Annotated in this window: 28 protein-coding genes; 6 read left to right on the top strand and 22 right to left on the bottom strand. The window is 65.0% G+C overall.

What is annotated here, in order from left to right; genetic code table 11:
• Positions 1-43 precede the first annotated feature (43 nt).
• The gene (locus tag ABZ677_RS17840; protein ID WP_052047998.1) at positions 44-769 is read left to right on the top strand and encodes a YoaK family protein; all 726 of its coding nucleotides are present in this window, start codon (positions 44-46) and stop codon (positions 767-769) included.
• Positions 770-784: 15 nt separating this feature from the next.
• Here ABZ677_RS17840 and ABZ677_RS17845 read toward each other — a convergent pair whose 3' ends face one another.
• Positions 785-1,399, bottom strand: a complete 615-nt coding sequence (locus ABZ677_RS17845) for a TetR family transcriptional regulator (RefSeq protein WP_052047997.1) — start codon at positions 1,397-1,399, stop codon at positions 785-787.
• Between the two features lie 80 nt (positions 1,400-1,479).
• Between ABZ677_RS17845 and ABZ677_RS17850 the strand changes: the two genes are divergently transcribed.
• Positions 1,480-2,412 (top strand): hypothetical protein, encoded by a 933-nt coding sequence (locus tag ABZ677_RS17850; RefSeq protein ID WP_358371663.1) that lies wholly within the window; start codon positions 1,480-1,482, stop codon positions 2,410-2,412.
• A gap of 13 nt (positions 2,413-2,425) precedes the next feature.
• Here the strand turns inward: ABZ677_RS17850 and ABZ677_RS17855 are convergent, their stop codons facing one another.
• From ABZ677_RS17855 to ABZ677_RS17865, 3 genes are all read right to left on the bottom strand, one after another.
• Entirely contained in the window at positions 2,426-3,001 is a 576-nt protein-coding gene (locus tag ABZ677_RS17855) for a hypothetical protein (RefSeq protein ID WP_037194450.1), read from the bottom strand.
• A 28-nt stretch (positions 3,002-3,029) separates the two neighbouring features.
• Entirely contained in the window at positions 3,030-3,965 is a 936-nt protein-coding gene (locus ABZ677_RS17860) for a pirin family protein (RefSeq protein ID WP_037194448.1), read from the bottom strand.
• A gap of 82 nt (positions 3,966-4,047) precedes the next feature.
• A complete protein-coding gene (locus tag ABZ677_RS17865) occupies positions 4,048-4,389 on the bottom strand; it encodes a GNAT family N-acetyltransferase (RefSeq protein WP_358371668.1) in 342 nt (113 codons plus the stop codon).
• Positions 4,390-4,567: 178 nt separating this feature from the next.
• Here ABZ677_RS17865 and ABZ677_RS17870 point away from each other — a divergent pair, with 178 nt between their 5' ends.
• Positions 4,568-5,809, top strand: a complete 1,242-nt coding sequence (locus ABZ677_RS17870) for a carboxylate--amine ligase (RefSeq protein ID WP_094739900.1) — start codon at positions 4,568-4,570, stop codon at positions 5,807-5,809.
• Between the two features lie 41 nt (positions 5,810-5,850).
• Positions 5,851-7,857, top strand: coding sequence for a hypothetical protein (locus ABZ677_RS17875; protein ID WP_358371871.1), 2,007 nt, complete (start codon positions 5,851-5,853; stop codon positions 7,855-7,857).
• A gap of 56 nt (positions 7,858-7,913) precedes the next feature.
• Here ABZ677_RS17875 and ABZ677_RS17880 read toward each other — a convergent pair whose 3' ends face one another.
• The 12 genes from ABZ677_RS17880 to ABZ677_RS17935 all read right to left on the bottom strand — a co-directional run bounded on the left by ABZ677_RS17880 (position 7,914) and on the right by ABZ677_RS17935 (position 18,939).
• Positions 7,914-8,129 (bottom strand): DUF2945 domain-containing protein, encoded by a 216-nt coding sequence (locus tag ABZ677_RS17880; protein WP_037194440.1) that lies wholly within the window; start codon positions 8,127-8,129, stop codon positions 7,914-7,916.
• Positions 8,130-8,192: 63 nt separating this feature from the next.
• Positions 8,193-9,155 carry an alpha/beta hydrolase family protein gene (locus tag ABZ677_RS17885; RefSeq protein ID WP_358371672.1) on the bottom strand — a complete coding sequence of 321 codons (963 nt, stop codon included), beginning with the start codon at positions 9,153-9,155 and terminating at the stop codon, positions 8,193-8,195.
• A 124-nt stretch (positions 9,156-9,279) separates the two neighbouring features.
• Positions 9,280-10,431 carry a DUF6596 domain-containing protein gene (locus ABZ677_RS17890; protein WP_358371675.1) on the bottom strand — a complete coding sequence of 384 codons (1,152 nt, stop codon included), beginning with the start codon at positions 10,429-10,431 and terminating at the stop codon, positions 9,280-9,282.
• Positions 10,432-10,439: 8 nt separating this feature from the next.
• A complete protein-coding gene (locus tag ABZ677_RS17895) occupies positions 10,440-10,847 on the bottom strand; it encodes a YciI family protein (RefSeq protein WP_358371678.1) in 408 nt (135 codons plus the stop codon).
• A gap of 93 nt (positions 10,848-10,940) precedes the next feature.
• A complete protein-coding gene (gene fbaA, locus ABZ677_RS17900) occupies positions 10,941-11,963 on the bottom strand; it encodes a class II fructose-bisphosphate aldolase (protein ID WP_358371681.1) in 1,023 nt (340 codons plus the stop codon).
• Between the two features lie 8 nt (positions 11,964-11,971).
• The gene (locus tag ABZ677_RS17905; RefSeq protein WP_358371684.1) at positions 11,972-13,006 is read right to left on the bottom strand and encodes a LacI family DNA-binding transcriptional regulator; all 1,035 of its coding nucleotides are present in this window, start codon (positions 13,004-13,006) and stop codon (positions 11,972-11,974) included.
• A 45-nt stretch (positions 13,007-13,051) separates the two neighbouring features.
• The gene (locus tag ABZ677_RS17910) at positions 13,052-13,702 is read right to left on the bottom strand and encodes a nucleoside/nucleotide kinase family protein (RefSeq protein WP_358371687.1); all 651 of its coding nucleotides are present in this window, start codon (positions 13,700-13,702) and stop codon (positions 13,052-13,054) included.
• A complete protein-coding gene (locus ABZ677_RS17915; protein ID WP_358371690.1) occupies positions 13,692-14,615 on the bottom strand; it encodes a PfkB family carbohydrate kinase in 924 nt (307 codons plus the stop codon). The genes ABZ677_RS17910 and ABZ677_RS17915 overlap by 11 nt, the downstream gene beginning before the upstream one ends.
• On the bottom strand, positions 14,596-15,378 hold the full coding sequence (locus ABZ677_RS17920; RefSeq protein ID WP_037194425.1) for an ATP-binding cassette domain-containing protein: 783 nt from the start codon (positions 15,376-15,378) through the stop codon (positions 14,596-14,598). The genes ABZ677_RS17915 and ABZ677_RS17920 overlap by 20 nt, the downstream gene beginning before the upstream one ends.
• Positions 15,375-16,364: an ABC transporter permease gene (locus ABZ677_RS17925; protein ID WP_037194422.1), complete on the bottom strand. Its 990-nt coding sequence runs from the start codon at positions 16,362-16,364 to the stop codon at positions 15,375-15,377. The genes ABZ677_RS17920 and ABZ677_RS17925 overlap by 4 nt, the downstream gene beginning before the upstream one ends.
• 34 nt (positions 16,365-16,398) lie before the next feature.
• The gene (locus ABZ677_RS17930) at positions 16,399-17,397 is read right to left on the bottom strand and encodes a substrate-binding domain-containing protein (RefSeq protein WP_358371693.1); all 999 of its coding nucleotides are present in this window, start codon (positions 17,395-17,397) and stop codon (positions 16,399-16,401) included.
• 558 nt (positions 17,398-17,955) lie between these two features.
• Entirely contained in the window at positions 17,956-18,939 is a 984-nt protein-coding gene (locus ABZ677_RS17935) for a YhjD/YihY/BrkB family envelope integrity protein (protein ID WP_037194691.1), read from the bottom strand.
• Between the two features lie 149 nt (positions 18,940-19,088).
• Here ABZ677_RS17935 and ABZ677_RS17940 point away from each other — a divergent pair, with 149 nt between their 5' ends.
• The gene (locus ABZ677_RS17940; RefSeq protein WP_027495724.1) at positions 19,089-19,259 is read left to right on the top strand and encodes a CsbD family protein; all 171 of its coding nucleotides are present in this window, start codon (positions 19,089-19,091) and stop codon (positions 19,257-19,259) included.
• A gap of 220 nt (positions 19,260-19,479) precedes the next feature.
• The gene (locus ABZ677_RS17945; protein WP_358371698.1) at positions 19,480-20,199 is read left to right on the top strand and encodes a GAF and ANTAR domain-containing protein; all 720 of its coding nucleotides are present in this window, start codon (positions 19,480-19,482) and stop codon (positions 20,197-20,199) included.
• Between the two features lie 119 nt (positions 20,200-20,318).
• On the opposite strand, the gene ABZ677_RS17950 is transcribed toward ABZ677_RS17945, so the two are convergent.
• Genes ABZ677_RS17950 through ABZ677_RS17975 form a run of 6 tightly spaced genes read right to left on the bottom strand, consistent with a single transcriptional unit; the run spans position 20,319 to position 26,274 of the window.
• A complete protein-coding gene (locus tag ABZ677_RS17950) occupies positions 20,319-21,116 on the bottom strand; it encodes a DNA-formamidopyrimidine glycosylase family protein (protein ID WP_358371700.1) in 798 nt (265 codons plus the stop codon).
• Between the two features lie 47 nt (positions 21,117-21,163).
• Positions 21,164-22,180: a zinc-binding dehydrogenase gene (locus ABZ677_RS17955; protein WP_358371703.1), complete on the bottom strand. Its 1,017-nt coding sequence runs from the start codon at positions 22,178-22,180 to the stop codon at positions 21,164-21,166.
• The gene (gene phnE, locus ABZ677_RS17960; protein ID WP_358371705.1) at positions 22,156-23,748 is read right to left on the bottom strand and encodes a phosphonate ABC transporter, permease protein PhnE; all 1,593 of its coding nucleotides are present in this window, start codon (positions 23,746-23,748) and stop codon (positions 22,156-22,158) included. The genes ABZ677_RS17955 and phnE overlap by 25 nt, the downstream gene beginning before the upstream one ends.
• Positions 23,745-24,551 carry a phosphonate ABC transporter ATP-binding protein gene (phnC, locus tag ABZ677_RS17965; RefSeq protein ID WP_358371708.1) on the bottom strand — a complete coding sequence of 269 codons (807 nt, stop codon included), beginning with the start codon at positions 24,549-24,551 and terminating at the stop codon, positions 23,745-23,747. The genes phnE and phnC overlap by 4 nt, the downstream gene beginning before the upstream one ends.
• The gene (locus ABZ677_RS17970) at positions 24,551-25,519 is read right to left on the bottom strand and encodes a phosphate/phosphite/phosphonate ABC transporter substrate-binding protein (RefSeq protein WP_358371710.1); all 969 of its coding nucleotides are present in this window, start codon (positions 25,517-25,519) and stop codon (positions 24,551-24,553) included. The genes phnC and ABZ677_RS17970 overlap by 1 nt, the downstream gene beginning before the upstream one ends.
• Positions 25,520-25,575: 56 nt before the next feature.
• A complete protein-coding gene (locus tag ABZ677_RS17975; protein ID WP_358371713.1) occupies positions 25,576-26,274 on the bottom strand; it encodes a phosphonatase-like hydrolase in 699 nt (232 codons plus the stop codon).
• Positions 26,275-26,336 lie beyond the last annotated feature (62 nt).

The raw sequence follows: 26,336 nt of genomic DNA on the forward strand, positions 1-26,336 counted from the left end.
CTCAAAGTCTTGCCGGTTCGCTTCATGTCAGGAGAATCGAGTCATGACTTCCCCATTGACGATCAGCCGGGAGACAGCCGTCGGTGCCGAAGCTCGTCTGTCCTGGATTCTGTCCGGACTCGCGGGGATGGTGGGTGCAGTCGCCTTCCTGCATTCCGCCGGCTACTTCGTGACCTTCATGACCGGCAACACCGAACGTGCTGTGGTCGGGCACTTCGGGCACCCCGAGGGCAAGGAGGTCACCCCGGGGGCCTCACCGATCGCGGCTCTCTCGCTCATGGGGTCTTTTCTGGCCGGCGTGATCGTCTCGTCGATCTGCCGGCGTCGCTACTGGTCCAACCACCCACACGGAGCAACGGTGCTGACCACGATCGCGCTCGCCGGAGCGGGAGCGATCGACATCGCCATATCCGGATGGTCGTCGGCCACCGTGAACTTCTACCCGATTCTGCTGGTGGCCTTCGCACTCGGTGCACTGAACACCGCGTTCACGAAGAAGGAGGAGACCTACATTCCCCTGAGCTATGTCACCGGCACCATGGTCAAACTCGGCCAGGGTATCGAGCGGCACATGTTCGGCGGCGGGACGCGCTACGACTGGCTCTGCTATACAGCCCTTCTCGGATCCTTCGCATTGGGTGGTGCGATCGGTGCCTTCATCGGCGTCGTCATCACCGGCCCGCAGGTACTGCTCCTGACCGCCCTGATCAGCTTGGGCGCGACGATCTTCACCTTCACCCACACCGAGCGTCGCACGTTGCTGGGGTGAAGCCACCGATCCGGTTCAGCCCTCGACCAGCGGCGAGGCCACGACGATCTTGCGCAACATCTGCTCCGTGAAGCTCGAGGACAGGCGCGATCCGATCAGCACTTGTCGCTGCACCAGACCTTCGATCATCACCACGAGGGTTTCGGCGTCGGACGGTGGATCCTCGGAGTCCAGCGAGGCGACGATCCACTGGGTGTACGTGACGAATGCTGCCCGCTGACTGTCGAACAACTCGCGGATCTCGTCGTCGTGCTGCGCCTCGCCGAGCATGATGTGGCGAGCGATCACCCGTTTGACGGCATCTCCCGACGTCATGGCGTCGATGAAATCGATGATGCGGGACACCACGACATCGGCGGTGAGTGGTTTGACGTCGACCAGGCTGCCGAACGTCGCTCCGGCCACCTCGAAGTCGCGGACGAACAATTGGCCGAGAGCCAGGTGAAGCAGCCGACTCCGGGTGGGCGCGTGGTAGTTCACCGACCCGGGACCGAGTCCTGCTGCCGCGTCCACTGCCCGGTGCGTCAAGCCACGGAGCCCTTGGGTGGCGAGCACCTCGATAGCGGCGGTGGCGATCTCGTCGCGCCGACGCACTCTCGACTCATCGTCCTTGGGGTGTGCCGGACTCATACCGCGCAGTGTAGTGCCAGGCCATTGACATCCGCCGATTCCTGGCCCTAGCCTCAACGAATGTTGAGCAGGGTGGGGACATGAGCCGGGGGCCTTCCAGACGCCAGATCATGATCGGAGCAGCCGCCGCGGCCACCATCGCCGTCGTCGGCCCGGTAGCCAGGGCAGCAGCGGTGCCGGCGACCGGTTCGAGCAACGAGTGCGGCGAGCGCTATCAGGGCTATCGCGACGCCGATCGACATCTGCCGTACGCCCGATACATGGCGCAGCGAACGACACCCGCACCGACCGTCGTCGCGGACACCTGCGCGGGCCCCGCGCTCGCGCCCGATTCCATTCCCGGATTCGATTCGATCACAACCGATCTCGCGCCCACCGGCTACTCCACGATCGAAACCGGATACGGTCGACGCACCGACGGAGTGACGTTCGTGGCGGTCCGCACCGCGATGCCGCGCGTGACCGCGGCGATGTGGGACTGGTGGTTCGGCTGGCATTCCACCGAGGCCGCACGCTACAAACTGTGGCATCCCGACGCCCATCTACATGCCGCACTTGCCGAGGATCGCACCGCACTCGACATCCCCGACAAGGCCAAGTACATCGGCAACACGACGTTCGTGGACGAGTACGTCGGGCCGAAGCTGCAGCAGCTGGGTATCGCTTTTCGCGATCCGATTGCGCACGGATTCGACGTTCCCGCGGATCAGACGATCGTCTTCGGCCGAGTGGGCAGCTCCATCGCACCGGTGGACCTGGGCTGGCTGGCGCACCAGGTGCGCCCCGTCGACGGCGGTGCCGAGATGCGTAGCCGCTTCTTCCTGAACCTACGAGGGCTGCATGTTCCGGACCTGAAGCAGGCCGCGTGCGCCGTCCGCCGTGGGGCGTCGGTGGACCCGACGGACCTGGTTCTCGGACTCGACCTCGCCCGAGATCTCTTGCTGCACTGCGGACAGGAGATGAACCACCTCGCCGGCTTCCTACCGGAGCTGTACGAGGAGTTCGGGGGCTGATCGTTCTCGGCGGCTAGTGGCCGAAGAATACTTTCGCCAGCACGATGAGCGCGGCGACCGCGGCAGTGGCCAACCCACCCAGAATCGCGCGGAAGGTCAACGGGTTGCCACGAATTCGCTCCGTGACCAGCTGGATCGTGGCCATGCGCACCACGATGACGCCACCGGCCAGCAGTTCCGACCACTGCCCAGGAAGCACCGACAACCAACCGAGTGCCAACATCAGCGCGGGGATGGTGCCGGAGCTCAGGATGGGCACGGCGTCGCGCAGTTCCTCGAAGGCCTTGAACGTGCGCTGCTCGTCGGTCGCATCACCGTGCGCTTCGGGAATCTGACTGCTTGCGACGAAATCCGCGAACACGTGCGCCAGGAACGTCGTCACCGCAGTGGCCAGAACCAGAACAGCGGCCGTTCCGTGTTCGATCGAGCTGGGCGTCGATGCAGCGACCGCCGCGAGGACCAGGATGTTTCCGTAGACGTAGGCGGACAGCCTCCTGGCCGCCCGCGCCGGCTCCAAAGGGCCGTCGGCGCGGGTGACCAATCGGCGATACAGCCGTGTTCTGCGAATACGGGGTTCTGCGTCGCTCATGCAGGAGATCGTTGCACGGTGGGCGAGATCATTCGACGGGAACGCCGAGCCGACCGGCCTGGTAGTCCTCGAACGCCTGCAGCACTTCGGACTTGGTGTTCATGACGAACGGGCCTGCCATCGCGACGGGTTCCCTGATCGGCTTGCCGCCGAGAACGAACACCTCGAGCGACTCCCCCACCGCCGAGGCCGACATCTCGATGGTGTCGCCGCGGCCGAACAGCGCAGTCTGCCCCATCCTGATCGGACGCTTCTCCGCGCCTACCGTGCCCTCGCCCGCGAGAACGTAGACGAGTGCGTTGAATTCACGATTCCACGGCAGCGTCAGCGCCGCGCCCGGTGCGATCGTGCTGTGCGAGAGCGCAATCGGAGTGTATGTCGAACCCGGCCCCTGCATTCCTGCGATCTCGCCGGCAATGACGCGAACCAACGCACCACCGTCGGGACTCGACGCCAACGCGACCTTGCTACCGGTGATGTCCTGGTAACGCGGGTGCGCCATCTTGTTCTCACGCGGCAGATTGACCCAGAGCTGAACACCGTGGAACAGCCCGCCGGACATCACCAGATGCTCCGGCGGGGCCTCGATGTGCAGAATGCCACCGCCCGCCGTCATCCACTGGGTGTCGCCACCGCTGATGATTCCGCCGCCGCCGTGAGAGTCCTTGTGCTCCATGATGCCATCTATCATGTAAGTCACCGTCTCGAATCCGCGGTGCGGATGCCACGGCGTTCCCTTCGGCTCACCGGGCGCGTAGTTCACCTCGCCCATCTGGTCCATGTGGATGAACGGATCCAGGGACGACATATCCAACCCGGCGAACGCTCGACGGACCGGAAAGCCTTCGCCCTCGTATCCCGTCGGTGCCGTCGTGACGGACCGGACCGGCCGAGGGACGGCGGTGGCGTCGGGCATGGGGATTCGGGGCAACGCGAGGATGTTGTCGACGGTCACTGCGGGCATGGGCGTCCCTTTCGGCAATGTAGTTGACTCTGCAACTACTATACCGACCTCAACCCGACGGTGTCCGACGGTATTCCCGCGGTCAGCCCTGCCGGTCGGCCAGCCATTGCCTGATCTCGTCGGTCGGCTGCTCGACGATGTCGTCGAATTCCGAGTGCTTGCCCACGAAGGCTGCAACCAGTTCGCAGATCGGCACGATGCGCTTGGCGTCGGCGCGGGTGGCGTCGAGCGCCTGTTGCACGAGAATCGTTGCCAGTCCACGTCCGCCGTAGGCCGCGTCGACCTCGGTATGGAAGAAGATCCGTCGCGCATCCTCGTCGTCGACGAACTCGGTGAAGCCGACCTGCGTGCCGTCGACCGAGACGGTGAAACGATCTGCCTGCTGGGTGATTTCGACCTCGGCACCCGTTTTGTCGACTGTCATCTCGTGCTCCTCGTTCCTCGGTGGCGCGAACCGCACCCGGTTGCTCACGGTACCGAACACCTGCGTACGGCGGGTTCGAGATCCGCCTCCGCGGACAGGGGTGCCGAGCGACCGATACCGCCTCTGTACGGTGGAGCGAAGGACCTCGACCGATGAATCATCCAGGGAAAGGAACTTCATGGCTCAGCCAGACAGGCTGGAGAAAGACCCGAACAAGGGTTTCGTGGCCCTGCTGGGGTGGAGTTTGGCCGCGGTGGAAGCACTGGACAAGTTCGATCGGCGCTACGTCGTCGTTGCCCCGGAGTGGGCCGAGGCGTACTGCACCGAGCACGACATTCCGTACCTACCGTGGAACTTCGAGCGACTCAACGATCGCTCGCTCGAGATCGCCGAAACACTGCAGAGCAAAGGCGTGGACGTCGCGATCCCGCTCTACGAGGAGACAGTGGAGTGGGCCGGCGCCATCAATTCGGTGTTGCTCGGCAACCCACGCCTGTTCGGTCAGGCAATGCTGTTGCGCGACAAGTCCTTGATGAAGCGCCGTGCTCAGCTCGGCGGCATTCGGGTGGGCATCTTCGAGGAAGCCCACGACCGTGAGGACGTCATTCGATTCCTCAAACGTGTCAACCAAACGCTACTCAAGCTCGACGGCGATCCCAACGACCCGATTCATGTCAAGGCTTTCGACAAGGCCGGTTGCCTGGGCCACCGCGTCATTCGCACCCCTGACGAGGTCGACTCCATTCCCGACGAGGAATTTCCGGCGCTGATGGAATCTCACCTCGACGGCTGGGAGTTCGCTGTCGAAGCATGGATTCACAACGGCAAGATCAAGTTTCTCAACATCTCGGAGTACGTCACGCTCGGCTACTCGGTGTTCGTTCCTGCGACACCCGAGCTGGAGAAGTACCGCGAGCAGATCACGGTGCAGATCGAGAAGCTGATCAAGACCTTCGACATCGAGTTCGGTTTCATTCACCCCGAGTACTTCGTGACCAGTGACGGCGAGATGTACTTCGGCGAAGTTGCTTACCGCCCACCGGGTTTCAAGGTCTTCGAGCTGTTGGAGCGGGCCTACGGGTTCAACGCATACCAGGGCCTCGCGCTGGCATTCGACCCGAAGACCACCGAGGAGGAGATCGACGCCTTCTTCCCGAAGGAGGTGGTCGACGCCACCGGTCACGCCGGATGCTTCGGCGTCTACCCGCGTCGACGCGTCGTCAGCGATCTCGTCATCCCCGAGGTCACCGCGGACGACGACTACTACGAGACCAACGACCTGTCGGCTCCGGTCGAGGAAACCGTCACCAAGAGAACGGCATTCGGCACGCACTGGGGCCTGCTGTACTTCTTCGGCGACGATCCCTACCGAATGCGCGATCTGCTCAAGCAACAGGAAGAACTGGACTTCTACGTGTGAAGCAGCAACTCGGGGACGACACCAACCCACCGTCACAGACGATGCACGAGCCGGCACCGACGAACGCGACCACGGCCGTGGACAGAGCGTTGGCATCACGTCTGGCGCAGCTCGACCATGCGATGCACGCGTTGGCCGATGCACCCGAGTTCAGCAAGAACACCAAGGTGCGGCGAGTTCTCGATGCGTTGCATCGAGTCTTGTTGCAGCCCGGTGGTTGCGGTGCAATTCGCGAACGCGCCGAGATGCTCGAGAATGCGGGGCTGTTCGCGGGCACCGACTGGGCCCAGCCGGACATTCTAGTTCCGGGGTTCGTGGGGCCCAGCCTGCGCAGCGGCAACGACGACACCTTCGTGCTCGAGGCGACCAGCGAACTGCGGATGGTCGCGATCGTTGCGGGCGAGTACGAGCATGCTGCGGTGACCGCCGAGGATGCCCGTCGGTTCCTTTCTCAGGTTCTCGCGGTCAATCTCGACGTGCTGTTCACACCCCCGTCCGAGTCGGAGCGAGTTCGCCTGGGTCGTACCGCGCATCTGATCCGTGATCTGTTCGGGTACGTGGCCGGGCAGATCGGCTACGACAGTGTGCTCGACGAGTTGGTCGAAGAAATCTGGCGGATCCTGCGGCAGCGCCCGATTCAGGTGGACACCATCAAGGACATGGTCACCCGCATCGCGATCTATCGTGACGATCCGACCGTCGACCTCGGCAACTCCGGGCAGGGCCTGGATCGGTTGATCACGGCCCTGTTCGGAACCACCGATGCGTGCCGAGAGGATCCGGGCGTCGAGGTGTACCGGTCGCGGCTCGAAGCGATGGACGTCGAGGCGTTGCAGTTCGAGGCCCGCGGATTCGCGCGAGCGATGCACGACACCGGACTGGTCTCGCCGTACCACGCGACGCTGACGCAGTATCTCGTCGACCACTACTCGTACGTTCTGCCCGAGGCCCTCGGTCTGTCCGACACCGGCCGGACCTGCCTGACGCGGTACCCCGAACTGGTCCATCGCCTCATCGAAGAAACGGTGTACCCCGAAACCGCGCAGTGCCTCTACGGTTTGGCGCTGCTGCTCGATCGCGGGATTCTGCATCAGCCGCCGATCGTGCCGTCCCTGTGGCGGCAGATCTCGTTGAAGCTCGCCCCTGCGGTGCGGGAACGACTGATCACCACGTTCGGGCCGGTCCCCGCGCCGGAGTCACGCTTGCTCGGCGGTTTGCTCTCGATGCTCGGGCAGCCCCTCGGTGTGGGCCAGGGCGACAACCCGACGTGTCAGTCGGCGCGGGCCTTGTCGATGTGGGCCTACAACGATCCCGACTACCTGCTGCAGATGGTGGTGTGGGCGGCGCGTGACGAGGAGATCGTCATGCACTTCGAGGGGCAGTCGATCTCGTCGACCGACAGTGTCAGCGGCGTCGCCACGTCCGATCCGGTGGACCTCGATCCCGCGTCGCTGTTGCTGGTTCCGCACCTCGACCGCATCTACGCCGAGATGGTCCGGCGTTGCGCCGATCGTCCCGGCGATCCGCACCGCTGGGTCAATCCCGAGTTCCACGGATGGTGGTCGGCGCGCGAGTTCCACATCGACGTCGATGTCGAGACCGGCAATCTCGTCGACCTGGACGCATTTCTGCGGCAGTTCTATGCCGCGTACCACCCGGAGTACAACGGGCACCAACCGTTGATCCATCCGCAACCGGCAGGTGTGGCCGTAACCGACAGTGCCGCACGGTATGTGGGGTGGCACGCCATCACGATCCTGCGCGTGAACACCGATCCCGACGGCGTCATGCGGGTGTACTTCTTCAACCCGAACAACGACAGCGGCCAGGACTGGGGTGACGGCGTCGTGGTGGGAACGGCGGGCAACGGCGAACGCGCAGGCGAGGGTTCGCTGCCGTTCGACCAGTTCGCCTCACGGCTGTACATATTCCACACCGATCCCCTCGAGAACGGCGAGCCCGAGAGGATTCCCGCCGAGGAGATCGAGCGGATCCGGGGATACATCGAGCGGAGTTGGGGCGCAGAACGTTCGGTGCCCGAGGCCTGAGATGCACGATGCGCCCCGAGTCCGTGACTCGGGGCGCATCGCTGTTCGGTCGGGCGTCAGTCCTTCTTGTCGAGCGAGTCCGGCTTGTGCACCGCGTCCTTGCCCGACTTGTCACTCTCGACGCGGTACTGCGGCTCGTCCTTCGATGCCTTCACGGTGCGGCCCGCGGCTTCGGTCTCGGAGGTGATCTTCTCCACCACCGTTCCCTCGGTCGTGGTGCCGTGGGTCTTCCATTCGACCTTGTCGCCCTTGTGCAGTTCGTCTTTCGCCATGGTCAGGGTGTCCTTTCGCCGGTGATGTCTCACGTGCGCTTACCCGCGGGAGTGGCGGCGCAATCAGCTGGTTCCCAGAGCCGGTGCCAGCGTGGTGAACCAGGCTTCGCGCAGCTGATCCTCGAACAACGGCCAGGTGTGCGCGCCCTCCTCGCGCATGGAGACCGTTGCCGGCACATCGGCTCGGCGCAGGGCGTCGACGAAGATCGATGTGCAGTGGTTGACCATCGCTTCGACCGCCATTCCTCCGAACGGCGGGATCGCGCCCTCGGGGATGCGATCCACAGGTCCGGGGAGCCCTCGAGACGAGCTGACGTACACCGCGGTTCCGCGTAGACGCTCGACGTTGAGCGACGGGTCGTGATCGCGCCACCCCTGGCTTCCCGGCAGGCCCCACATGTTGAAGGGGTTGTTGAGTCCGCCGGCGATCATCGCCGAGATGCCCGCAGTGGCAAGCGGGTTGGAGGGTGCCGGACACCCACTGAACGACGCGGCTGCGTCGAACACATCCGGGGCCTGGATCGCCAGGTCGAGTGCGGGACCACCACTCATCGACAGCCCCGCCACGCCGCGCCTGCCGGTCGATCCGTAGGCCGCGTCGACAGCGGCGGGTAACTCGCGGCTGAGGTAGGTCTGCCACATGTTGCTGCCGAGCACCGGATCCGTTGTCTGCCAGTCGGTGTAGAAGCTGAAGCGGCCGCCGATCGGTGCGACGACGGTGACGTTCTTGTCCAGGAAGAAATTCTCGACGCCGGAGTTGTTGAGCCACCCGACGCCGTCCTCGTTGCCGAGTGCGCCGTTGAGCAGCACCAGAGTGGGTGCGGGTCCACCGTCGGGGGAATGCAGCACCTCGTTGGAGATGACGCGATTCATGGACGGGGAGAACACGTTCAGCACAGCGCGAGTCGCCGACACCTGATGGATGCCGACCGCTCCGGCAGCCGCGTCGGCCGATCCCGAGTTCCCCGGCAGCGCGTGCGCCGTCGTTCCGGGCATCAGCATCGACGCCACCGCGGCGGCCGTCACGACCACAGCGGATCGAGTTCGCTTCTTTCTCTTTTGTCCCACACGCAACATCAGCACCAATCGAGGGTCGCACGAATTTCGCTTCCTACCGCTAACGATCGGATTACGAAACCGATCGGTCCGTTCACTCGCGGCGGTCTCGGCCGGCCCGTATCCGCGCGGCCTGCAGCGTCAGATGGTGCCGCTCGGGGATCGACGACGCCTGCTCCGCCGCCTGCACGTACAGGTCGGCAGCACGCAGCAGATCACCGGCCTTCTCGCACAGGTACGCGGCCGCCGCCGTGTGCCGCGGGACGGCCGGATCGACCTCGCCGAGCGCCTCGAGCCCCGCCGCCGGACCGTCCGCCTCCCCGATCGCCACCGCTCGATTGAGTCGCACGACGGAACTGTCGGTGAGAGCGAGCAACTCGTCGTACCACTCGACGATCTGCGGCCAGTCGGTCTCGTTCACAGTCGGCGCATCGGCGTGCAGGGCGGCAATGGCCGCCTGCGTCTGGAACTCGCCCAACCGATCCTGCGCGAGCGCTGCCTGCAGAATCCACACTCCCTCCGCTATCAGCGTTGTGTCCCAACGAGATCGGTCCTGCTCCGCGAGCGGGATGACGTGGCCGTCGGATCCGGTCCTGGCCGAACGGCGTGCGTGGTGCAGAAGCATCAGCGCCAACAGCCCGGATGTTTCCTCGTCGTCGGACAGCCTGGCCAACTGCCGGGTCAACCGGATCGCCTCGGCCGCCAGATCGACGTCGCCGGTGTACCCCTCGTTGAAGACGAGATACAGCACCCGTCGCACCGTCCCGACATCCCCGGGCGCGTCGAAACGCACGTCGCGCACTGTGCGTTTGGCTCGGCTGATGCGTTGCGCCATGGTCTTCTCCGGAACCAGGTACGCCTGCGCGATCTGCCGCGTCGTCAATCCCCCGACGGCACGCAGCGTCAGCGCCACCGCTGCCGCCGGACCGAGCGACGGATGCGCGCACAGAAAGAACAACTGCAACGTGTCGTCGACGCCGCCCACGCTGCCGGGATCCGGTTGCGCAGCGACTCGATCCTCGCGCGCTCGTCGCGCCTTCTCGGACCGTTGCGCGTCGAGAAACTGTCGCCACGCGACAGTCACCAGCCAACCCTTCGGGTCCGTCGGCTCGGCGTCGACCCACGTCGAGTTCGCCTGTACCAACGCCTCCTGCACGGCGTCCTCGGCCGACGCGAAATCTGCTCCGCGGTGGACGAGGACGCCGATCACCGCGGGTGTCAATGCCCGCAGCACCTGGGGGTCCATGGTGATCGTCAGTCGGCGATCGTGGGAGGAGCCTCCATGAACGGGCGCAACTCGAGCCACTCGTCGATCGGTTTGCCCCCTGCGCCCGGCGCAGCCGACAGCTGTCCGGCCAGCTCGAGCGCGCGATCGTAGGAGTCGACGTCGATGACCATCCAGCCTGCGATCAGGTCCTTGGTCTCCGCGAACGGACCGTCGGTGACGGGTGGTTTCCCTTCCCCGTCCGAGCGCACCCACGTTCCCTCGGGGGCCAGGGCCTGCGCATCGACGAACTCTCCGGTCTTCTCGAGCTCGGCGGCGAAATCTTGCATGAACTGGATGTGGTCGTTCACTTCGGCAGGGGTCCACCGGTCCATGGGAACCCAGTCGGCCGGCTCGGGGGCTCCGCGGTAGTGCTTGAGCATGAGGTACTTCGCCATGGTGTCTCCTGACAGTCGGTGCGGCCATTCTTGCCGCATTCGACCCTGGGACGAAGCCGGTCCGCCGATTTCTACATGCTCGACGGAAATTGATCAGTGCATCGTGCGCCCTGCCGAGCCGAGCATCTGTGTCGCCTCGACCACCCGAGCCGCCATCGCCGTCTCGGCCGGCTTGCCCCAGGATCGCGGGTCGTAGGCCTTCTTGTTTCCGTACTCGCCGTCTACCTTGAGAACCTGGTCGTACTTGCTCAGCATGTGACCCGCGATGGATCTGGTGAACGCGTACTGGGTGTCGGTGTCGATGTTCATCTTGATAACCCCGCTGGCGACGGCGGAGGCGATGTCTTCTGCGCTGGATCCCGATCCACCGTGGAACACCAGATCGAACGGGTTGTCCCTACCGGTCTCGGCCCCGACGACGGCCTGGATCTCGGCAAGAATTTCCGGGCGTAGGTGCACCGAGTCAGGGTTGTAGACACCGTGTACGTTGCCGAAGGTCAGGGCAGTCATGTACCGACCGCGCTCCCCTGCGCCGAGCGCGGCGATCGTGGCGCGCGCATCGTCGACAGTCGAGTACAACTGTTCGTTGATCTCGTGTGACACCCCGTCCTCTTCCCCGCCGATCACGCCCACTTCGATTTCGAGGATGGTGTTCGCCTGCACCGACAGATCGAGCAATTCGCGAGCGACACGCAGATTCTCGTCGAGCGGCACGGCCGAACCGTCCCACATGTGCGATTGATACAGCGGGTCGAGTCCGCGTCCGCGTCGGTCGATGGCGTCGGCCAACAGCGGCCGCACCCAGTCGTCCAGATTCTCGGCGGGGCAGTGATCGGTGTGCAGCGCCACCGAGATCGAATAGTGCTGCGCCACTTCGTGGGCGTACTGCGCGAGCGCCTTGGACCCGGCGAAGCGGTTCTGCACGGCGTTGCCGGACAAATAGAGCGCGGTACCGACCGATACCTGAATGATGCCGTCGCTCTCGGCCTCGGCGAATCCCTGCAGAGCTGCGTTGAGAGTCTGCGAGCCGGTGACGTTGATCGACGGGTAGGCGAATCCACCCTCCTTGGCGCGATCCAGCATGGCGGCATACTGGTCCGGACTGGCAATCGGCATGAGCTGTCCTATCTTTCGGGTGCGGCCGGCATGTCGACTGAGGTTGCCGTACAGCCGCAGGAATTTCGGTGGGTGAAGGTGGTCGGTACGCGGATCGATCGGGGCGCGTCCTCGCGCCCCTCGATGCGGCCGAGGAGTAGGTCGGCTGCGGTTCTGCCGATCGTTTGCACGTCCTGAGCCGCGGCCGTGAGCCGGGGCTCGAACAGATCCGACCACTCGAAGTCGTCGTAGCACACGAAGGCAAGATCGGCGGGAATCGACAAACCCAGGCCACGAACGGCTTTCAGTGATCCGATGGTCATCGAATTGTTCATCGACACCAGAGCCGTCGGCCGATCCGGACCCGACATCAGTCCACGCACCCGAGACTCGGCCACCTCGACACTGGACCGACCGTCGAGGATCAACCGGGGATCCAACTCGATTCCTCGATCGGCCAGTGCGCGGGTATAGCCGTCGAATCGCTCTGTGGTGGAGGAGATCCCCTCGATGCCGCGAACGATCGCGATGCGGCGATGTCCGGCGTCGAGAAGGTGGGTCGTGAGTTCGTACGCCGACACGTCGTTCTCCGGACCCACCTGATCACACGCGACGTCGAGCATCCGGTCGATCAGCACCAGAGGCGTTCCGCTACGCACGATCTCGGGAATCGTGGAGAACTCCGAGCCCGCTGCAGGCGCGAGAATCATGCCGTCGACCTGACGGTCCAGCAACGAGTCCGTCACTCTGCGCTCGGAACGCGGCTCGTCGTGCGAATCACCGAGGATCAGTACGTAACCGGCCTCGGACAACCGCTCCTCGACGGCATGGACCAGGCTGCCGAAGTACGGGTTGGTCAATGCGGCGATGGACAGTCCCACGGTGTGAGTCCGACCTGCCGCGAGCGATCGAGCGACGACGTTGCGCCGGTAGCCGATCTCGAGAATCGCCGCGTCGACGCGTTGCCGGGTGGCGGGATTGACGTTGCGGGTGCCGTTGAGCACATGTGAGACAGTCGATACCGATACCCCGGCCAGGCGGGCGACATCGTCCATCGTGGGCATGTCAGAGCGCCCAGCGCTGTCGGGTCTCGTGGCTTTGTGGAATCGTCATGTCAGCCGCAGGATTCGATCGGCGCGGCGCGCAGTCGACCCGATCAGTTCCGCGTTGCGCTCGTCCGATCCGAGAGCCCAGAACTCCGCATCCTCGTGCGACTTTCCGTAGGCCTCGTGCCGAGCCACCAGCCGTTGGTGCCGAACCTCGGTGTGCGGAGCCAGGAACCAGACCTCGTCGATCATCGCCCGCGCCGACGGCCACGCGTCGGACTCCATCAGCAGGTAGTTGCCCTCGGTGATGACGAGCGGGACAGTCGACGGCACCGGGATCGAGGACCCGATCGATTCCTCGATCTCTCGGCGAAATCTCGGCGCGTACACGACGGGACCACCTGGTTGCTGATCGTGCACGGCCGCGATGAGCCGCGCGTAGCCACCGTCGTCGAACGTGTCGTGGGCACCCTTGCGATCGAGCCGGCCCAGCTCGATCAATACCTCGTTGGCAAGGTGGAATCCGTCCATCGGAACCAGTACCGCGAGCTCCGGCCCGAGCGCGTCGACGAGTTGCAAGGCCACAGTGGACTTTCCGGCACCCGGTGCACCGGTCAGGCCGAGTATGCGCCGCTCACCGGACACGGCCAGCTTTCGTGCCAGCTCCACGAGTTCTTCGAGGGTGGCTTCCTGTACGTCCTGGTCAATGCTCACCGTTGTCGCTTTCGAGTCCGCGGATGGGAAGTTCGTGTAGCCACACTCTGGGGCCGATCACCGAGCAGCGCAGTGCGGCAACCCGAGCCGACCTGTCGATGCGCTCGGAAAGAGAGCCTGGCTGCGTGGAGTAGTAGGCATACGCGCCGTGGAACGCATCCCCGGCACCCAGAGTATCGACCACTGCGACCGGCTTCACCTCGACCGATCCCGACGATCCCTCGGACCACCATTCGACGGGCTCGCCGCCGTGGGTGGTGACGACGGTTCGTACGCCGGATCCGACGAGCGCCGCGGCAGAGTCCGCTGTGTCCGAGGTGCCGGGGGCGCGAAAGTCCGCCGAGCACACCATGTCCGTGGCATGCGGAATCAACTCGCTCATCACCGGTTTCCAACGACCGGCGTCCGCGACCAACGTGGTGACCCGCGCCGCCGCATGTTCCGCGGCGGCGCAGGCGATCAGGGGGTGGTGCCCGTCGACGAGAACGACGTCGGCACCGGCAACGACGGCCTCTAGACCCTCCGGCGGCGAGGCGTCGGAGTTGACGGCGTCGGCCGAGACGACCGACCGGTCACCGGTCGATTCGATCACCGTTACCGCCGAGACGGGCACGGACCTGGTGGAGCCCTCGGCCGCGTCGATCACCCGCACTCCGAATTCCGCCAGGTCGGCCTTGACCAGCGCTGCCACCGGGTCGTCTCCGAGCGCGGTGACGAGCACAGCCGTCCCACCCAGCGCAGCGAATGTCACTGCCGCGTTGGCGGCAGGACCTCCCGCCGCGACGAACTGGGCACTCGAGGTGATCTTCTGGTTGGGTGCCGGCGCTGCCGACACTCGATGAATGATGTCGAGTGTCGCCAGCCCGACGAAAACACCGACCGGACTTGTCGATTCAGAGTCCGGCACGTTCATCGTCGGTCGGCTCCTCCGCGCCGGTCATGAGCGCGACGACCTCGGACATGGTGCGGTTCTTCGGATCCACGACGCCCGCCCGCTTGCCGAGACGGTGGATGTGAATCCGGTCGGCGACCTCGAACACGTGCGGCATGTCGTGGCTGATGAGCACCACCGGAATGCCTCGGTCGCGGATCGTGCGGATCAGATCGATCACCATGCCCGACTCCCGCACGCCGAGTGCGGCCGTCGGCTCGTCCATGATGATCACTCCGCGTCCGAACGCTGCCGCCCGGGCAACTGCAACGCCCTGACGCTGACCGCCGGAGAGCGTCTCGACCGCCTGATTGACCGACTTGATGCCGATCTTGAGATCCTGCAGGTGCTTCGAGGATTCCTCGCGCATCCGCGGCATGTCGAGTCGACGAAAAAGACTGCCGCTGATGCCTTTACGCTTGATCTCGCGTCCCAGATAGACGTTCGACGCGATGTCGAGAGCCGGAATGACGGCCAGGTCCTGATAGACGGTCTCGATGCCTGCCGCTCGTGCGTCGCGCGTGTTCTTGAACGACACCGGCGAGCCGTTCATCAGGATCTCACCCGAATCCGGAATGACAGCCCCGGCCAAGGCCTTGATGAGACTGGACTTTCCGGCACCGTTGTCGCCGATCACCGCCAGCACCTCACCGGCCCGCAACTCGAAGTCTGCACCGTTGATGGCCGTGACGCTGCCGTAGGTCTTGACCAGACCACGCGCTTCCAGAGCGAGGGTGGCACTCACTGTGACCTCCTACGTGCGAATTGATCGACGGCCACCGCGACGATGACGAGAATGCCGGTCGCGACGTTCTGGTACAGGCTGTCGACGCCTGCCTGTGTGAGCCCGTTGCGGAGCACACCGACGATCAGAGTTCCGATGAGAGTGCCGATGACGGTGCCGCGGCCACCGAACAGGCTGGTTCCACCGATGACGACCGCGGTGATCGTTTCGAGGTTGGCGTTCTGATAGGCGTTCGGATCGGCGTTGGGGATCCGTCCGAGCGCTGCCCATGCCGCGATCGCCGCGATGACACCGGTCACGATGTAGACCGAGAACAGCACGCGTCCGGACTTGATGCCGGAGCGGTCCGAGGCCTGCGGGCTACCGCCGACTGCGTAAATATGCCTGCCCCAAGAGGTTTGGGACAACGCGTACCACATCACGGCGTACACCAGCAGCATCACCACCACGCCGTAGGTCGTGGAGAAACTGCCGATCTTGAACGAGGTACCCAGCAGCGTCAGTGGTCCGCTCGGCACCTGGTAGGTCTCGGAGCCGGCCAGCAACCTGGTGGCTGCCTGGATCGCGGTGAACGTGCCGAGTGTGACGATGAACGGTGGCAGTCGCAGCATCGTCACCAATCCGCCGTTGATCGCACCGAACGCCACACACACGGCAAGCGTGGAACCCAGTGCGACCACAGGACCGTTCGCGCCTGCCGACTGCGCCATCACGATGGTGCCCATCACCGCCACCGCACCGATCGACAGATCGATACCGGAGGTCAGGATGATCAGCGTCTGGCCGACAGCGAGAATGCCGACGACCACCGACTGCTGCAGAATCAGAGAGACGTTCTGCGGGTTGAGAAACGAGCTCGAGATCGAGCTGAAGACGATGACGGCGATGAGGAGCGCGGCCATCGGCCCGAGCAGCGGTTCACGCAGGATGGTTCCCACGTTGAACCGGCTCGGAGCCTTGGGAGGCGCAGCGGTGTCGGTACTCACGAATCAGATCCCTGTGTTCGCCGGTGCGTCGCGATCAGCCCCAGCAATTCGCTTCGCCCCACGCGGTGTCCTGGGATTCGATGCCGGCTACCGGCTTGTCGGTGACGAGCTGCGAGCCGGTGTCGTTGAAGCCACTGGGCTTGGTGCCGTCCTGGGCGAACTTGACGACCGCGTCGACGCCCTGCTCGGCCATCTTCGCCGGGAACTGCAGCACCGTCGCGCCGATGATGCCGGACTTGACGTTCGCGATGCCGGTGCAGCTACCGTCGATGGAGCCGATGGTGATCTGATCGGCGCGGCCGGCGGACTGAATCGCCTGGTACGCACCCGCCGCGGCGGGCTCGTTGATCGTGTAGAGCGCGTTGACGCCCGGTGCGCGCTGCAGCAGGTTCTCCATGGCCGTCTGCGCCTTGGTCTGGTCGCCGTTGGTGTTCTCCTGGCCGACGATCTCCGACGAGCTGTCGGTCAGGCCCATGCCTTCGAGGAAGCCGTCGTGACGGAAGGTGTCGACCGTGCCGCCCGCGGTGCCGTCGAGCATGATGACCTGGGGTGCAGTGGCTCCGAGCGTGCCCTTGACCCATTCGCCCTGGCTGACGCCTGCGGCCTTGTTGTCGGTCGCGAAGGTGGCGTCCACCGCGTCCTCGGGATCGGTTGCGGTGTCGAGGGCGATGACGACGACGCCGGCGTCGCGTGCCTTCTTGATCGCGTCCAGGACTCCGGTGGACGAGTTCGGGGTGATCAGAATCCCCTTCACACCCTGCCCCACCAGGTTCTCGATGGCTGCGACCTGACCCTCGTTGTCACCGTCGAATGCGCCGGCCAGGGCCACCAGCTCGGCTCCGCTGGAATCCGCCTGCGCCTGCGCTGCCTCGCGCAGCTTCACGAAGTACGGATTGGAATCCGTCTTGGTGATGAGCCCGACCTTGACGCTGTCCGAGTCCGAGCTGCTGCACGCGGTGAGGCCGAAGACGAGCGAACCGGCCATGAGCACGGTCCCGATCGTCAGCGCAGACTTCCGACGGTTATTGAACATGTGGACTCCCTTGTCCCCTAGCCACGCGGTCGCGTCGCTCGATTGCAGGAGCCTAAGACCGATACAAGCGCTTGCGCATGCGCTTTCGCGAAACAAACTCGGAGTCTTTTTCTAACCGACCGGCTGACCGGTTCGTGACGGGGGTCACGCGATAGTCGAGCCCCGCCCCGCGCAGCGCCCCGGGCCCCCGCACACGCACACGCACACGCACACGCAGACGCGCGATCGTCTGGCCTCGGACGCCGCCCGTCACCGCCCCGGTGCCCGCAAACGCGCGCGCGTTTGCCATCCGCGCGCGAACTCGTGCCCGATCACGTGGCTATTCCGTGAGCACCTGGCGAATGCGCGCGCATTTGCGATCGCCGCCGATCAGCCTCCGACGCCCAAGTACCCGCCTCCCCAGTTCTCGCCGCCGCCAGTTCTCGCCGCCGCCAGTCCCCGCAAATGCGCGCGCGTTTGCCATCCGCGCGCGATTTCGCGCCCGATCACCTCGCTATTCCGCGCGCACCCAACGAATGCGCGCGCGTTTGCCTCACCTGCCCCCGCCGAGCGGTCGGCTCACTTACTCGGCGAGTCCTCTTCCGTCACCGAATCAGGCTCTTCGTACGTGACGGTGATGTCCTGAAATCCCTTGTTACGCTGCGCTTCTGCCTGGCCGGTGTAGGAGTTCTTGTCACCCTCGGTGAGTTCGACGTTGTCGGTGAACGGTGTCAACAGTGCCCGGGGATGTAGGTGGTCGACGCGTACGGCGTTGATTTCGATGCACAGCACGATCAGCACAGACGAGACGTAGAGAAAACCGAGCAGACCGAGGACTATCGCGAAGATGCCGTTGCTGGCGCTGGCATTGCCGACGACATAGCGAATGTAGATGCCGCCGAACGATTGCAGCGCCTGCCAGATCACGGCGGCGATCGCGGCACCGGGCAGAACCTCGCGCACGCTCAGGGCGCGAGCGGTCCCGATTCGGAACGCAGCGGTGAAGACCACGGCGTTGACCACGACCGCTCCGACGAGTGCCAGTGCACCGCCGGCAAACCCGAACACGCCCGAGGATGCGACTCCGTTGAGAACGGTCAGGCCGATGATGGCGGTGCCGACGGTACTGAGCAGCAGCAGCCCCCGCAGCCGACCCTTGATCGGATCCGGTTGTTCGTTTCGCGGGACGGACCATGCGGTGTTCATCGCGTACTGCGCGGCCAGTGACACCCCGAGTCCGCCGTACAGCGACCCCACCACGCCGATGACGATGGCCGTTGTTCCGCCGCTGAGTCGATCCGGCTGACCGAGTTGATCACCGATGACGGGGATCTGGCTCATTGCCGAATCGATGATGCGGGTCTGCAGTTCCGGGTCACCGGCCAGAACAATTCCCAGCACGGTGGTGAAGAGCAGCAACAACGGGAACAACGACAGGAAGGAGTAGTACGCGATGAGAGCCGCGAGATATCCACCTCGGTCGTCGAGAAACTTGTACAGAACCGCGAGCGGGAAACCCGCCGACGGGTGTCTGCGCTGAAAGCTGTCCACCTTGCCGACCATCATCGATCGAATGTATCCGCCGCGCCGCTGCTGGAAACGTTGCCCGCGCACGTATTCGGTGTGACCCAGATCTCAGCGACCCGGCGTGCGCTTTCCGGTTCGAGCCTCGACCAACTTCTGACACCGCACGAAACGAGAAGGGAACTCACATGAGCTTCATCGACAAGGCCAAGAACGCTGCAGAAGACGCCATCGGCAAGGCCAAGGAAGTTGTGGGCGACGCCACCAACAACAAGGACCTCGAGGCCGAGGGCAAGAAGGACCAGGGTTCGGCAGGCGTGAAGAAGGTCGGCGAGAACATCAAGGACACCTTCAAGTAGGTCGCATTCGCGAGGGCCGTCGATCTCCGGATCGACGGCCCTCGCTGCATTCTCGGGTGTCGCTGCCGATGCACTTCGGTTCTAGGTACAACCTCCTGATGACAACGTATAAAGTGCACGGAGTCGACATTGTCGGCCGATACGGGCGTCCAGCAGAAGGCGTGTTCGTGGATCTCTCCGGCGAAGGGCGGCGGAGGTCTTGTGCGAGAGGACTCTCTGAATGTCGCAACCATCGACCGGTGTACAGCTTCCCGGGTCTTCCCCCGCATCGTCGCTCGCCGAATTCGCGCGCTCCCTGCGCGACACCCGTCGGTCGATGCCGGAGACGGTGAGCGAGATTCTGCGCACAGCGATCCGGCTCATCCCGGGCGCGACCGTGGGATGTGTCACCACGGTGCGCAAAGGCGTGCGTACCGTCGTAGCGTCCACCGACCCCCTTGCCGAGAAGCTGTGTCGGCTTCAGTACGAGCTCGACGAAGGCCCGATTCCCACCGAGGTTCACCACTTCGACGTCGTCGTATCGCACGACCTCACGGCGGAACCGAGGTGGCCGGAGTTCGCGGTTCTGGCCGTGAAAGAGGGCTTCAAGTCCTTGGCGGCGTTTCAGCTCTTCAGCAATGCCGATGACCTCGGTGCGTTGATTTTCTACAGCGACGAGCAGGGAGCCTTCGACACCGACGCGGTCGAGATCGGTGAAGCCCTCGCAGCGCATGCCGCCATCGCGATGCTCAGCGCCCGCGACAACGAACAGTTCCGGACCGGCCTGGCCAGTCGAGACATCATCGGCCAGGCCAAGGGCATGATCATGGAGCGCTACGACCTGGACGCGGTGCAGGCGTTCGATCTTCTGGCCAAGCTGTCACAGCAACAGAATCTCCCTCTGCACCGTGTGGCTCGTGACCTGGTGGAGACCGATCACCCGACGAACTCGACCTTCTGACGACCCGACGGGTTTCGATTCTCTGCTCACGAGGAATGGCTGTCAGTGGTATCGGCAGACAACACGCGATACCCGCGGGCGGTTATGTCGTTGAGACAACAGCGATCGACCGCTCGTCGCTACTGCTCCGGTTGGCACCTCGGACACCACCATGTCCGACGCCGATCGGGGTCACCGGGAACCTCCGCGACCACCCGAATCGACGTTCCACATCGCAGACACGGCTTTCCGGCTCGGCCGGCGACCCAGTGCGCACGGCCCTTTCGTGTGTCTCCGGTGGTCACCTGCATCGCACCGGGAACTGTCGCCGAATGACGCATCGCTCGCTCGAGTAACGCGACCGATCTCTGCGCGTCGACATCACTCGACGGCGTCCAGGGCCACATTCCTCGGAGGAAGCAGAGCTCGTTCGCCCACAGATTTCCCGGCCCGGCAATCACCCGCTGGTCCAGCAACGTCGCGATGATCGGCCGCCGTCCCTGGGCGGCAATGTTGGCACTTGCGCGCTCGGCGTCGAACGTCGGATGCAGCGGGTCCGGTCCGAGATGCGCGATCAGCGCGTTCATGTCCCGCGTGTGTCCGTAGTCGACGACCGGCAGCAGAATTCCGTACGCGGTGGGCCCGTCGACCGCAGCAAGCCGGACGCGCACGTCGGGTCGAACGCGCTGCGGAATCGAGCGACCGGCCCGCACGACCGTCCACGATCCACTCATCCGCAGATGCGTGTGCAGCGTGGTGTCGTCGTCGAAATCGGTGAGCAGATGTTTGCCGTGCGTCCGATGCGCGACGACGGTTCGGCCGGCCAGATTCTCCACTGCGTGCGCGGGCACCTGAAGCTTTCCGGCCCGCAACGATGCGCCGTCCAATGCTCGACGCAATCTCGCGGCCAATACGAACACGGTGTCACCTTCGGGCATGCGTGCTGTGTATCCCGGCTACGGAAAACGCAATCCGACGCCGCTCCTCACGGCGCAACCGACGACCGAAGGATGCCCGACGGCGTCGGCCGCAGCACCGACGCGAGTTCCGCCAAGGGCACCGGTGCCTCGACGAGGGTCTCCCATGGATACTTCGCATCGGTGTCGTGCAGGAAGGCGACGGCCCGGTGGAGGTGACGGGGCTCGTAGTTGTGGATCCCGGTGATGGTCAGCCAGTTCCGCACCACTGCTTCGGGGTCGACGGCGATCGGTGCACCCGGCGCGACGGATCCGGCGAGCACGAGCCGCCCACCGATGTCGAGTCGCCCCAGGGCCGCCTGCACGGCCGAGGGCGATCCGGAGAAGTCGATAGCCACATCCGTCCGTCCACCGTCGTCCTCCGCGGCCCCGAATACACGAGCTTGTCTCTGCCGCTCCGGGTCTCGATCGAGAACCGACACCGCTGCTCCTCGCTCGCTCGCCGCCGCGGCGGCGGTGACCCCCAGCATTCCTGCCCCGACGATCAGGACCCGTCGGCCGTCGACGACACCGGCGGCGTCGAGAGCGGCCATCACCGTCGCCGTCGCACACGCTGCGGGCGCGGCCACGGCGTCGGGCATGGTGTCGGGAATCCGGGCCACTGCGGTTCCGCGCGGGAGCACGATGTGTCGAGCGTAGGAGCCACTGAGAACCCATGCGCTCTCGGCAGACTCGTGACCCACCTTGCGCACGGACGAGCACTTGGCCGTGAAGCCGGACGCGCACCGGGGGCACCGGCCACACGGCACGGTCACCGACCAGACGATCCGATCCCCCACCTCCGCAGCCGACGTCGCGTCACCGACGGCAACCACACGACCGACGGCCTCGTGCCCGAGTACGGACGGGCACGCACCGTGTCGTCGCCCGGACACGGTGTGCAGGTCGCTGCCGCACACCGTGGCGAGGTCGACTCGCACCAGCAGGCCTCCCGGCTCGAGAGCGGGAATTCCTATGTCCCACATCTCGATCCCGCTCCCCGTCCAGACAGCGGCCTGTGTCAGACCAACAGTGATCTGATCCATCCGGAGATCCTTTCCACGATGTACACGACGACGAAGATGACGAGAACGATTGCACCGGCGACGTCGAAGTTCAGGGTACGAATCGACTCGAAGAGCAGGAAGCCGATACCGCCTGCACCGACTATCCCCAGGATCGTGGAGGTCCGAATGTTCACGTCGAGCAGATACAGGCTCGAACCGACCATCGACGGAATGGCCTGAGGAACAACGGCACTCAGAGTCCGGTTCCACCACCCGCCACCGACCGACGCCACCGCGTCGAGGGGACCGGGGTCGATCTCCTCGATCGCATCGGCGACGAGCTTGCCCAGGAATCCGACGGATCCGATGGCCAGTGCGCAGGTTCCCGCCACCGGACCCAGTCCGAGCGCTGCAACGAACACAACGGCGAGGATGAGTTCGGGGACGGCGCGAACCAGGAGGATCCAGGATCTCGCGACCCAGTACACCGCGGGATGCGGAGTTGCGTTGCGCGCAGCCAGGACTCCGACGGGTATGGACAGTACGATTCCGATTGCGGTGGCCACGACTCCGATGGCGACGGTCTGCACGGCGGCGTCGATCAGGTCCGCTCCCAGTGCGGAGAAATCCGGTGGGACCATTCGCCCGAACACCTCGACGGACGGTCCGATCCACGTCAGCAGCGACCGCGGATCCAGCTCGAGGACGACGAAGGACGCCACGACCGCGACGACGAGCCCGGCCGACGCCCCGATTCGCATCAGTCGATCGCGCTGTGGGCCTGCCGCGGACGGCACCAGCAGCATGCGGCGAAGAGCCATCGCCGCCAATTCCATCGCGGCGATGATCACCAGGATCACCAGCACGATTCCGAGAGCACGCGGGTAGATCAGTCCGCGCAGAGCGTCCTGAAGGGCGAAGCCGATACCGCCTGCCCCGACGAAGCCGAGGACCACCGACATGCGCAGGTTGATGTCGATTCGATAGACGAAGGCTCCGATCCAGGCCGGAACAACCTGCGGAACAACGGCGTTGATCATCTCCCGGTAGTAACCGGCGCCAGCGGCACGGAGCGCCTCTCGCGGTCCCACATCGGTCTCTTCGATGGCGTCGGCGAACAATTTGCCGAGCATGCCGATGGAATGCAGTGCGAGCGCGAGGATGCCGGGCAGCACACCGATTCCCAACGCCCTGACGAACAGCACCGCGAACAGCAGATCCGGCATCGCCCGGCAGAAGGTGATGACGGCGCGAGCGATGCTGTACAGGATCGGGTGCGGCGAGGTGTTCCGCGCCGCGAGAAACGCCAGCGGTACCGAGACGATCGCGGCGAGCACAGTGCCCAGTACCGCCATGAGCAGTGTGTCGAGCGCGAGGGAGACGATCCTGCCGGTGTCGTCGACGCGGGGCGGCAGCATCCGCTCGAGTAGGTTGCCGACATCCTCCAGACCGTCGATCAAGGTCGTAGGCGCAAAGTCGATGTAGCCCGCCGAGAGCACGGTGAGAACGAGGGCGGCGACACCCAGCGCCGGGAACAGCCATCGACGTCGCCGCGGATGATCCTGTACTGCAACGTTCGTGGGCTTCGGTTCCACGGTGACGGTCATGTCGGTGCCACCGCGGTCATGTTCCCTGGGTCGGGCGCGATCCTCTGATAGATCGGCATGATGTCATCGCGCCGAAGACCGACGGCGGGGCGATCGAGCACCACCCGGCCGTCTCGCAGACCCACGAGGCGATGCGCCCAGCCGAGCGCGAGATCGACCTGATGCAGGGTGCACACCACGGTCAGCTTCTCTTCACTGCACACTCGCTGCAACAGGTCCATGACGACACCTGCGTTCTCGGGGTCGAGTGAGGCGACGGGCTCGTCCGCGAGCACGATCCGCGGACGCTGCATCAGGGTTCGCGCGATTGCCACCCGTTGCTGCTGTCCACCGGACAGAGTGTCGGCGCGGCGTTCGGCGAAGTCCGCCAACCCGACTCGGTCGAGGCACGCCCTGGCTTCCTCCCGCATCGCTTTCGGGTAGGTGAGCGCGCCGTAGCGCGGAATCGACAGGCGGCCGATACCACCCACGAGTACGTTCTCGATGCAACTCAACCGGCCCACGAGATTGAAGTGTTGAAAGATGAATCCGACGTCTCGGCGCAGTTCGCGTACTCGGCGCCGGTTCGCGAGGTCGACGCGAATGTCGAGTGCAGTGACGCTCCCCGAGGTGACGGGATGCAGACCGTTGATGCATCGCAGCAGCGTCGACTTGCCGGAGCCGGAAAGCCCGAGCAGTACCAGCATTTCACTGCGGTGCACGTCGAGGTTCACGTCCTGCAGCGCGGTGGTCGACCCGAACTTCTTGGTGACGTTACGGACGCTGACCACCACGTTGCGCGGGTCCATCGGTGCGGATTTCATCAGCCCTGGCACTTCTCGGAACCGGTGACCTCGCATACGTGGCGCACGCCGTCGTAGTCGCTGTCCTGTGCCGGCACGACGCCCCAGGCGTCCTCGTCGGTGATGCGGCATTCCTCGGCGCAGATGCCGTCGGCGATGAAGGCATCCGAGTTCATGCCCTCGCTGAACACGTCCTGGAGTTTCGCGATGGCCTCGCTGCCGAGGTCGTTGTTGGCCGCGAAGAGCGATCCGGCGATCATCTCGGACTTCCACACCGTCTTGAGCTCACCCGGTGCGAGCTCGCCGTTGTCGATCATCGTGCGGTCGACCATGGTGTCGAATGCGAACCCGGCGTCGCAGTCACCGGCCTTGACTCCAAGTGCCGATGCGTCGTGCCCGCCCGCGTAGATCGGGTTCATGGCGGCGGAGATGTCTGCCTCCGAACCCGAGGTGATGACATCGTCCTCGATCAGTCCCGCTGTCGGATAGAGGAACCCGGAGGTCGAGCTCGGGTCGACGAAGCAGACCTTCTTGCCTGCGTAGTCGGCGAGACCGTTCACCGAGGCATTGTCCGAACGGGCGATTCCGTAGGACTGGTAGCCGGGCGGACTTGCCTCGTCCTGAACGACGGCACCCAGCGGCGTCATGTCGGCTCCGTTGATTCCGGCAACGACGTAGGCGAAGGGGCCGAAGAACGCGATGTCGACGTTGCCCGCGATCAAGCCCTCGACCACACCGGCGTAGTCCGAGGCCTGGACGAAGTCGACGGTCGCTCCGGTCTCGTTCTCGAGCCGCTCGATGACCGGGTCGTAACTGGCTTTCAGATCCGTCGAGTTCTCGGCGGGAATTGCAGCGAGCGTGATGGTTTCGGGGAATCCCTGCTCGGTGGTGGCTCCCTCGGAGGAGCCCGAGCAACCGGCTACGACCAGAGCCGCGGCAGAGAGCACGGCTGCGGCGGTTCCGGCACGACGGCGAGAGGTGGTGATCATGGCATGGCTTCCGTTCGGTGACGTTCGAGTGTGGTGGGTTTTCGGGGCAGAGCTGTTCAGGGCAGAAGGACGGGCGGGAGGTCGGCGACGCTGTCGAGCACGTGGGTGGCACCCGCCTCGCGCAGCTGATTCTCGGAGTGAGCTCCGGTGAGCACACCGATCAGCAGAGATGCGCCGGCGCGGCGGCCGGACAGGATGTCGCTGGAGGTGTCACCGACGACGGCGACGGCGGACATGTCGGTCACCTCGGCGAGCAGGGCGGCCGACAGGACGAGATCGGGGTACGGACGGCCGCGACCGACGCTCCCGGGTGCGAGGAACGCGTCGGGCAGATCCCGCCAGCCGAGCGCGTCGATGATGCGGTTCTGGGTGGGTGCCGAGAATCCGGTCGTCAGAACGACGGCGACTCCGGATTCGCGAAGCTTCGTGATCGCCTGGGCCGCACCGGGTACGGGTGAGACCCCGTCGTCGATGCGAGCGTCGTACGCCGACTCGAAGGCACGGTTGGCGGCCTGAGCACGGTCCTCTGCTCCGAACAGTGCACGGAACACCTCGATCTTGGATTGCCCCATCGTGTCCAGGACATAGCGGCGGGCCTCGTCACGTTCGGGACCGGCGTCGGCGAGTCCGACGGCAGTGGCAGCGGCATCGAACGATTCGAGGACCAGACCGTCGTCGGTGACCGTGGTTCCGGCCATGTCCAGAACGACGAGTTCGAAGGCCGTGCGGGTGTTCGGGCTGGTGGAGTTCGGCATGAGGAAGACACTGCCGTTTGGTATAGACCAATACGTGGAACTCGGGTGAACAGGCCGTGAAC

This window comes from Rhodococcus sp. NPDC006774, from assembly GCF_040636045.1.
In the GTDB taxonomy this organism is placed as follows: domain Bacteria; phylum Actinomycetota; class Actinomycetes; order Mycobacteriales; family Mycobacteriaceae; genus Rhodococcoides.

Excerpts from the sequence above, each read along its gene's own strand:
- ABZ677_RS17875 (WP_358371871.1), top strand. The coding sequence starts at position 5,851 with ATGCACGAGCCGGCACCGACGAACGCGACCACGGCCGTGGACAGAGCG.
- ABZ677_RS17935 (WP_037194691.1), bottom strand. The coding sequence starts at position 18,939 with ATGGTCGGCAAGGTGGACAGCTTTCAGCGCAGACACCCGTCGGCGGGT.
- ABZ677_RS17895 (WP_358371678.1), bottom strand. The coding sequence starts at position 10,847 with ATGGCGAAGTACCTCATGCTCAAGCACTACCGCGGAGCCCCCGAGCCG.
- ABZ677_RS17950 (WP_358371700.1), bottom strand. The coding sequence starts at position 21,116 with ATGCCCGAAGGTGACACCGTGTTCGTATTGGCCGCGAGATTGCGTCGA.
- ABZ677_RS17870 (WP_094739900.1), top strand. The coding sequence starts at position 4,568 with ATGGCTCAGCCAGACAGGCTGGAGAAAGACCCGAACAAGGGTTTCGTG.
- ABZ677_RS17955 (WP_358371703.1), bottom strand. The coding sequence starts at position 22,180 with ATGGATCAGATCACTGTTGGTCTGACACAGGCCGCTGTCTGGACGGGG.
- ABZ677_RS17945 (WP_358371698.1), top strand. The coding sequence starts at position 19,480 with ATGTCGCAACCATCGACCGGTGTACAGCTTCCCGGGTCTTCCCCCGCA.
- phnC (WP_358371708.1), bottom strand. The coding sequence starts at position 24,551 with ATGAAATCCGCACCGATGGACCCGCGCAACGTGGTGGTCAGCGTCCGT.
- ABZ677_RS17975 (WP_358371713.1), bottom strand. The coding sequence starts at position 26,274 with ATGCCGAACTCCACCAGCCCGAACACCCGCACGGCCTTCGAACTCGTC.
- ABZ677_RS17970 (WP_358371710.1), bottom strand. The coding sequence starts at position 25,519 with ATGATCACCACCTCTCGCCGTCGTGCCGGAACCGCCGCAGCCGTGCTC.
- phnE (WP_358371705.1), bottom strand. The coding sequence starts at position 23,748 with ATGACCGTCACCGTGGAACCGAAGCCCACGAACGTTGCAGTACAGGAT.
- fbaA (WP_358371681.1), bottom strand. The coding sequence starts at position 11,963 with ATGCCGATTGCCAGTCCGGACCAGTATGCCGCCATGCTGGATCGCGCC.
- ABZ677_RS17860 (WP_037194448.1), bottom strand. The coding sequence starts at position 3,965 with ATGCCCGCAGTGACCGTCGACAACATCCTCGCGTTGCCCCGAATCCCC.
- ABZ677_RS17915 (WP_358371690.1), bottom strand. The coding sequence starts at position 14,615 with ATGAACGTGCCGGACTCTGAATCGACAAGTCCGGTCGGTGTTTTCGTC.
- ABZ677_RS17855 (WP_037194450.1), bottom strand. The coding sequence starts at position 3,001 with ATGAGCGACGCAGAACCCCGTATTCGCAGAACACGGCTGTATCGCCGA.
- ABZ677_RS17880 (WP_037194440.1), bottom strand. The coding sequence starts at position 8,129 with ATGGCGAAAGACGAACTGCACAAGGGCGACAAGGTCGAATGGAAGACC.
- ABZ677_RS17865 (WP_358371668.1), bottom strand. The coding sequence starts at position 4,389 with ATGACAGTCGACAAAACGGGTGCCGAGGTCGAAATCACCCAGCAGGCA.
- ABZ677_RS17940 (WP_027495724.1), top strand. The coding sequence starts at position 19,089 with ATGAGCTTCATCGACAAGGCCAAGAACGCTGCAGAAGACGCCATCGGC.
- ABZ677_RS17905 (WP_358371684.1), bottom strand. The coding sequence starts at position 13,006 with ATGCCCACGATGGACGATGTCGCCCGCCTGGCCGGGGTATCGGTATCG.
- ABZ677_RS17930 (WP_358371693.1), bottom strand. The coding sequence starts at position 17,397 with ATGTTCAATAACCGTCGGAAGTCTGCGCTGACGATCGGGACCGTGCTC.
- ABZ677_RS17890 (WP_358371675.1), bottom strand. The coding sequence starts at position 10,431 with ATGGACCCCCAGGTGCTGCGGGCATTGACACCCGCGGTGATCGGCGTC.
- ABZ677_RS17845 (WP_052047997.1), bottom strand. The coding sequence starts at position 1,399 with ATGAGTCCGGCACACCCCAAGGACGATGAGTCGAGAGTGCGTCGGCGC.
- ABZ677_RS17840 (WP_052047998.1), top strand. The coding sequence starts at position 44 with ATGACTTCCCCATTGACGATCAGCCGGGAGACAGCCGTCGGTGCCGAA.
- ABZ677_RS17850 (WP_358371663.1), top strand. The coding sequence starts at position 1,480 with ATGAGCCGGGGGCCTTCCAGACGCCAGATCATGATCGGAGCAGCCGCC.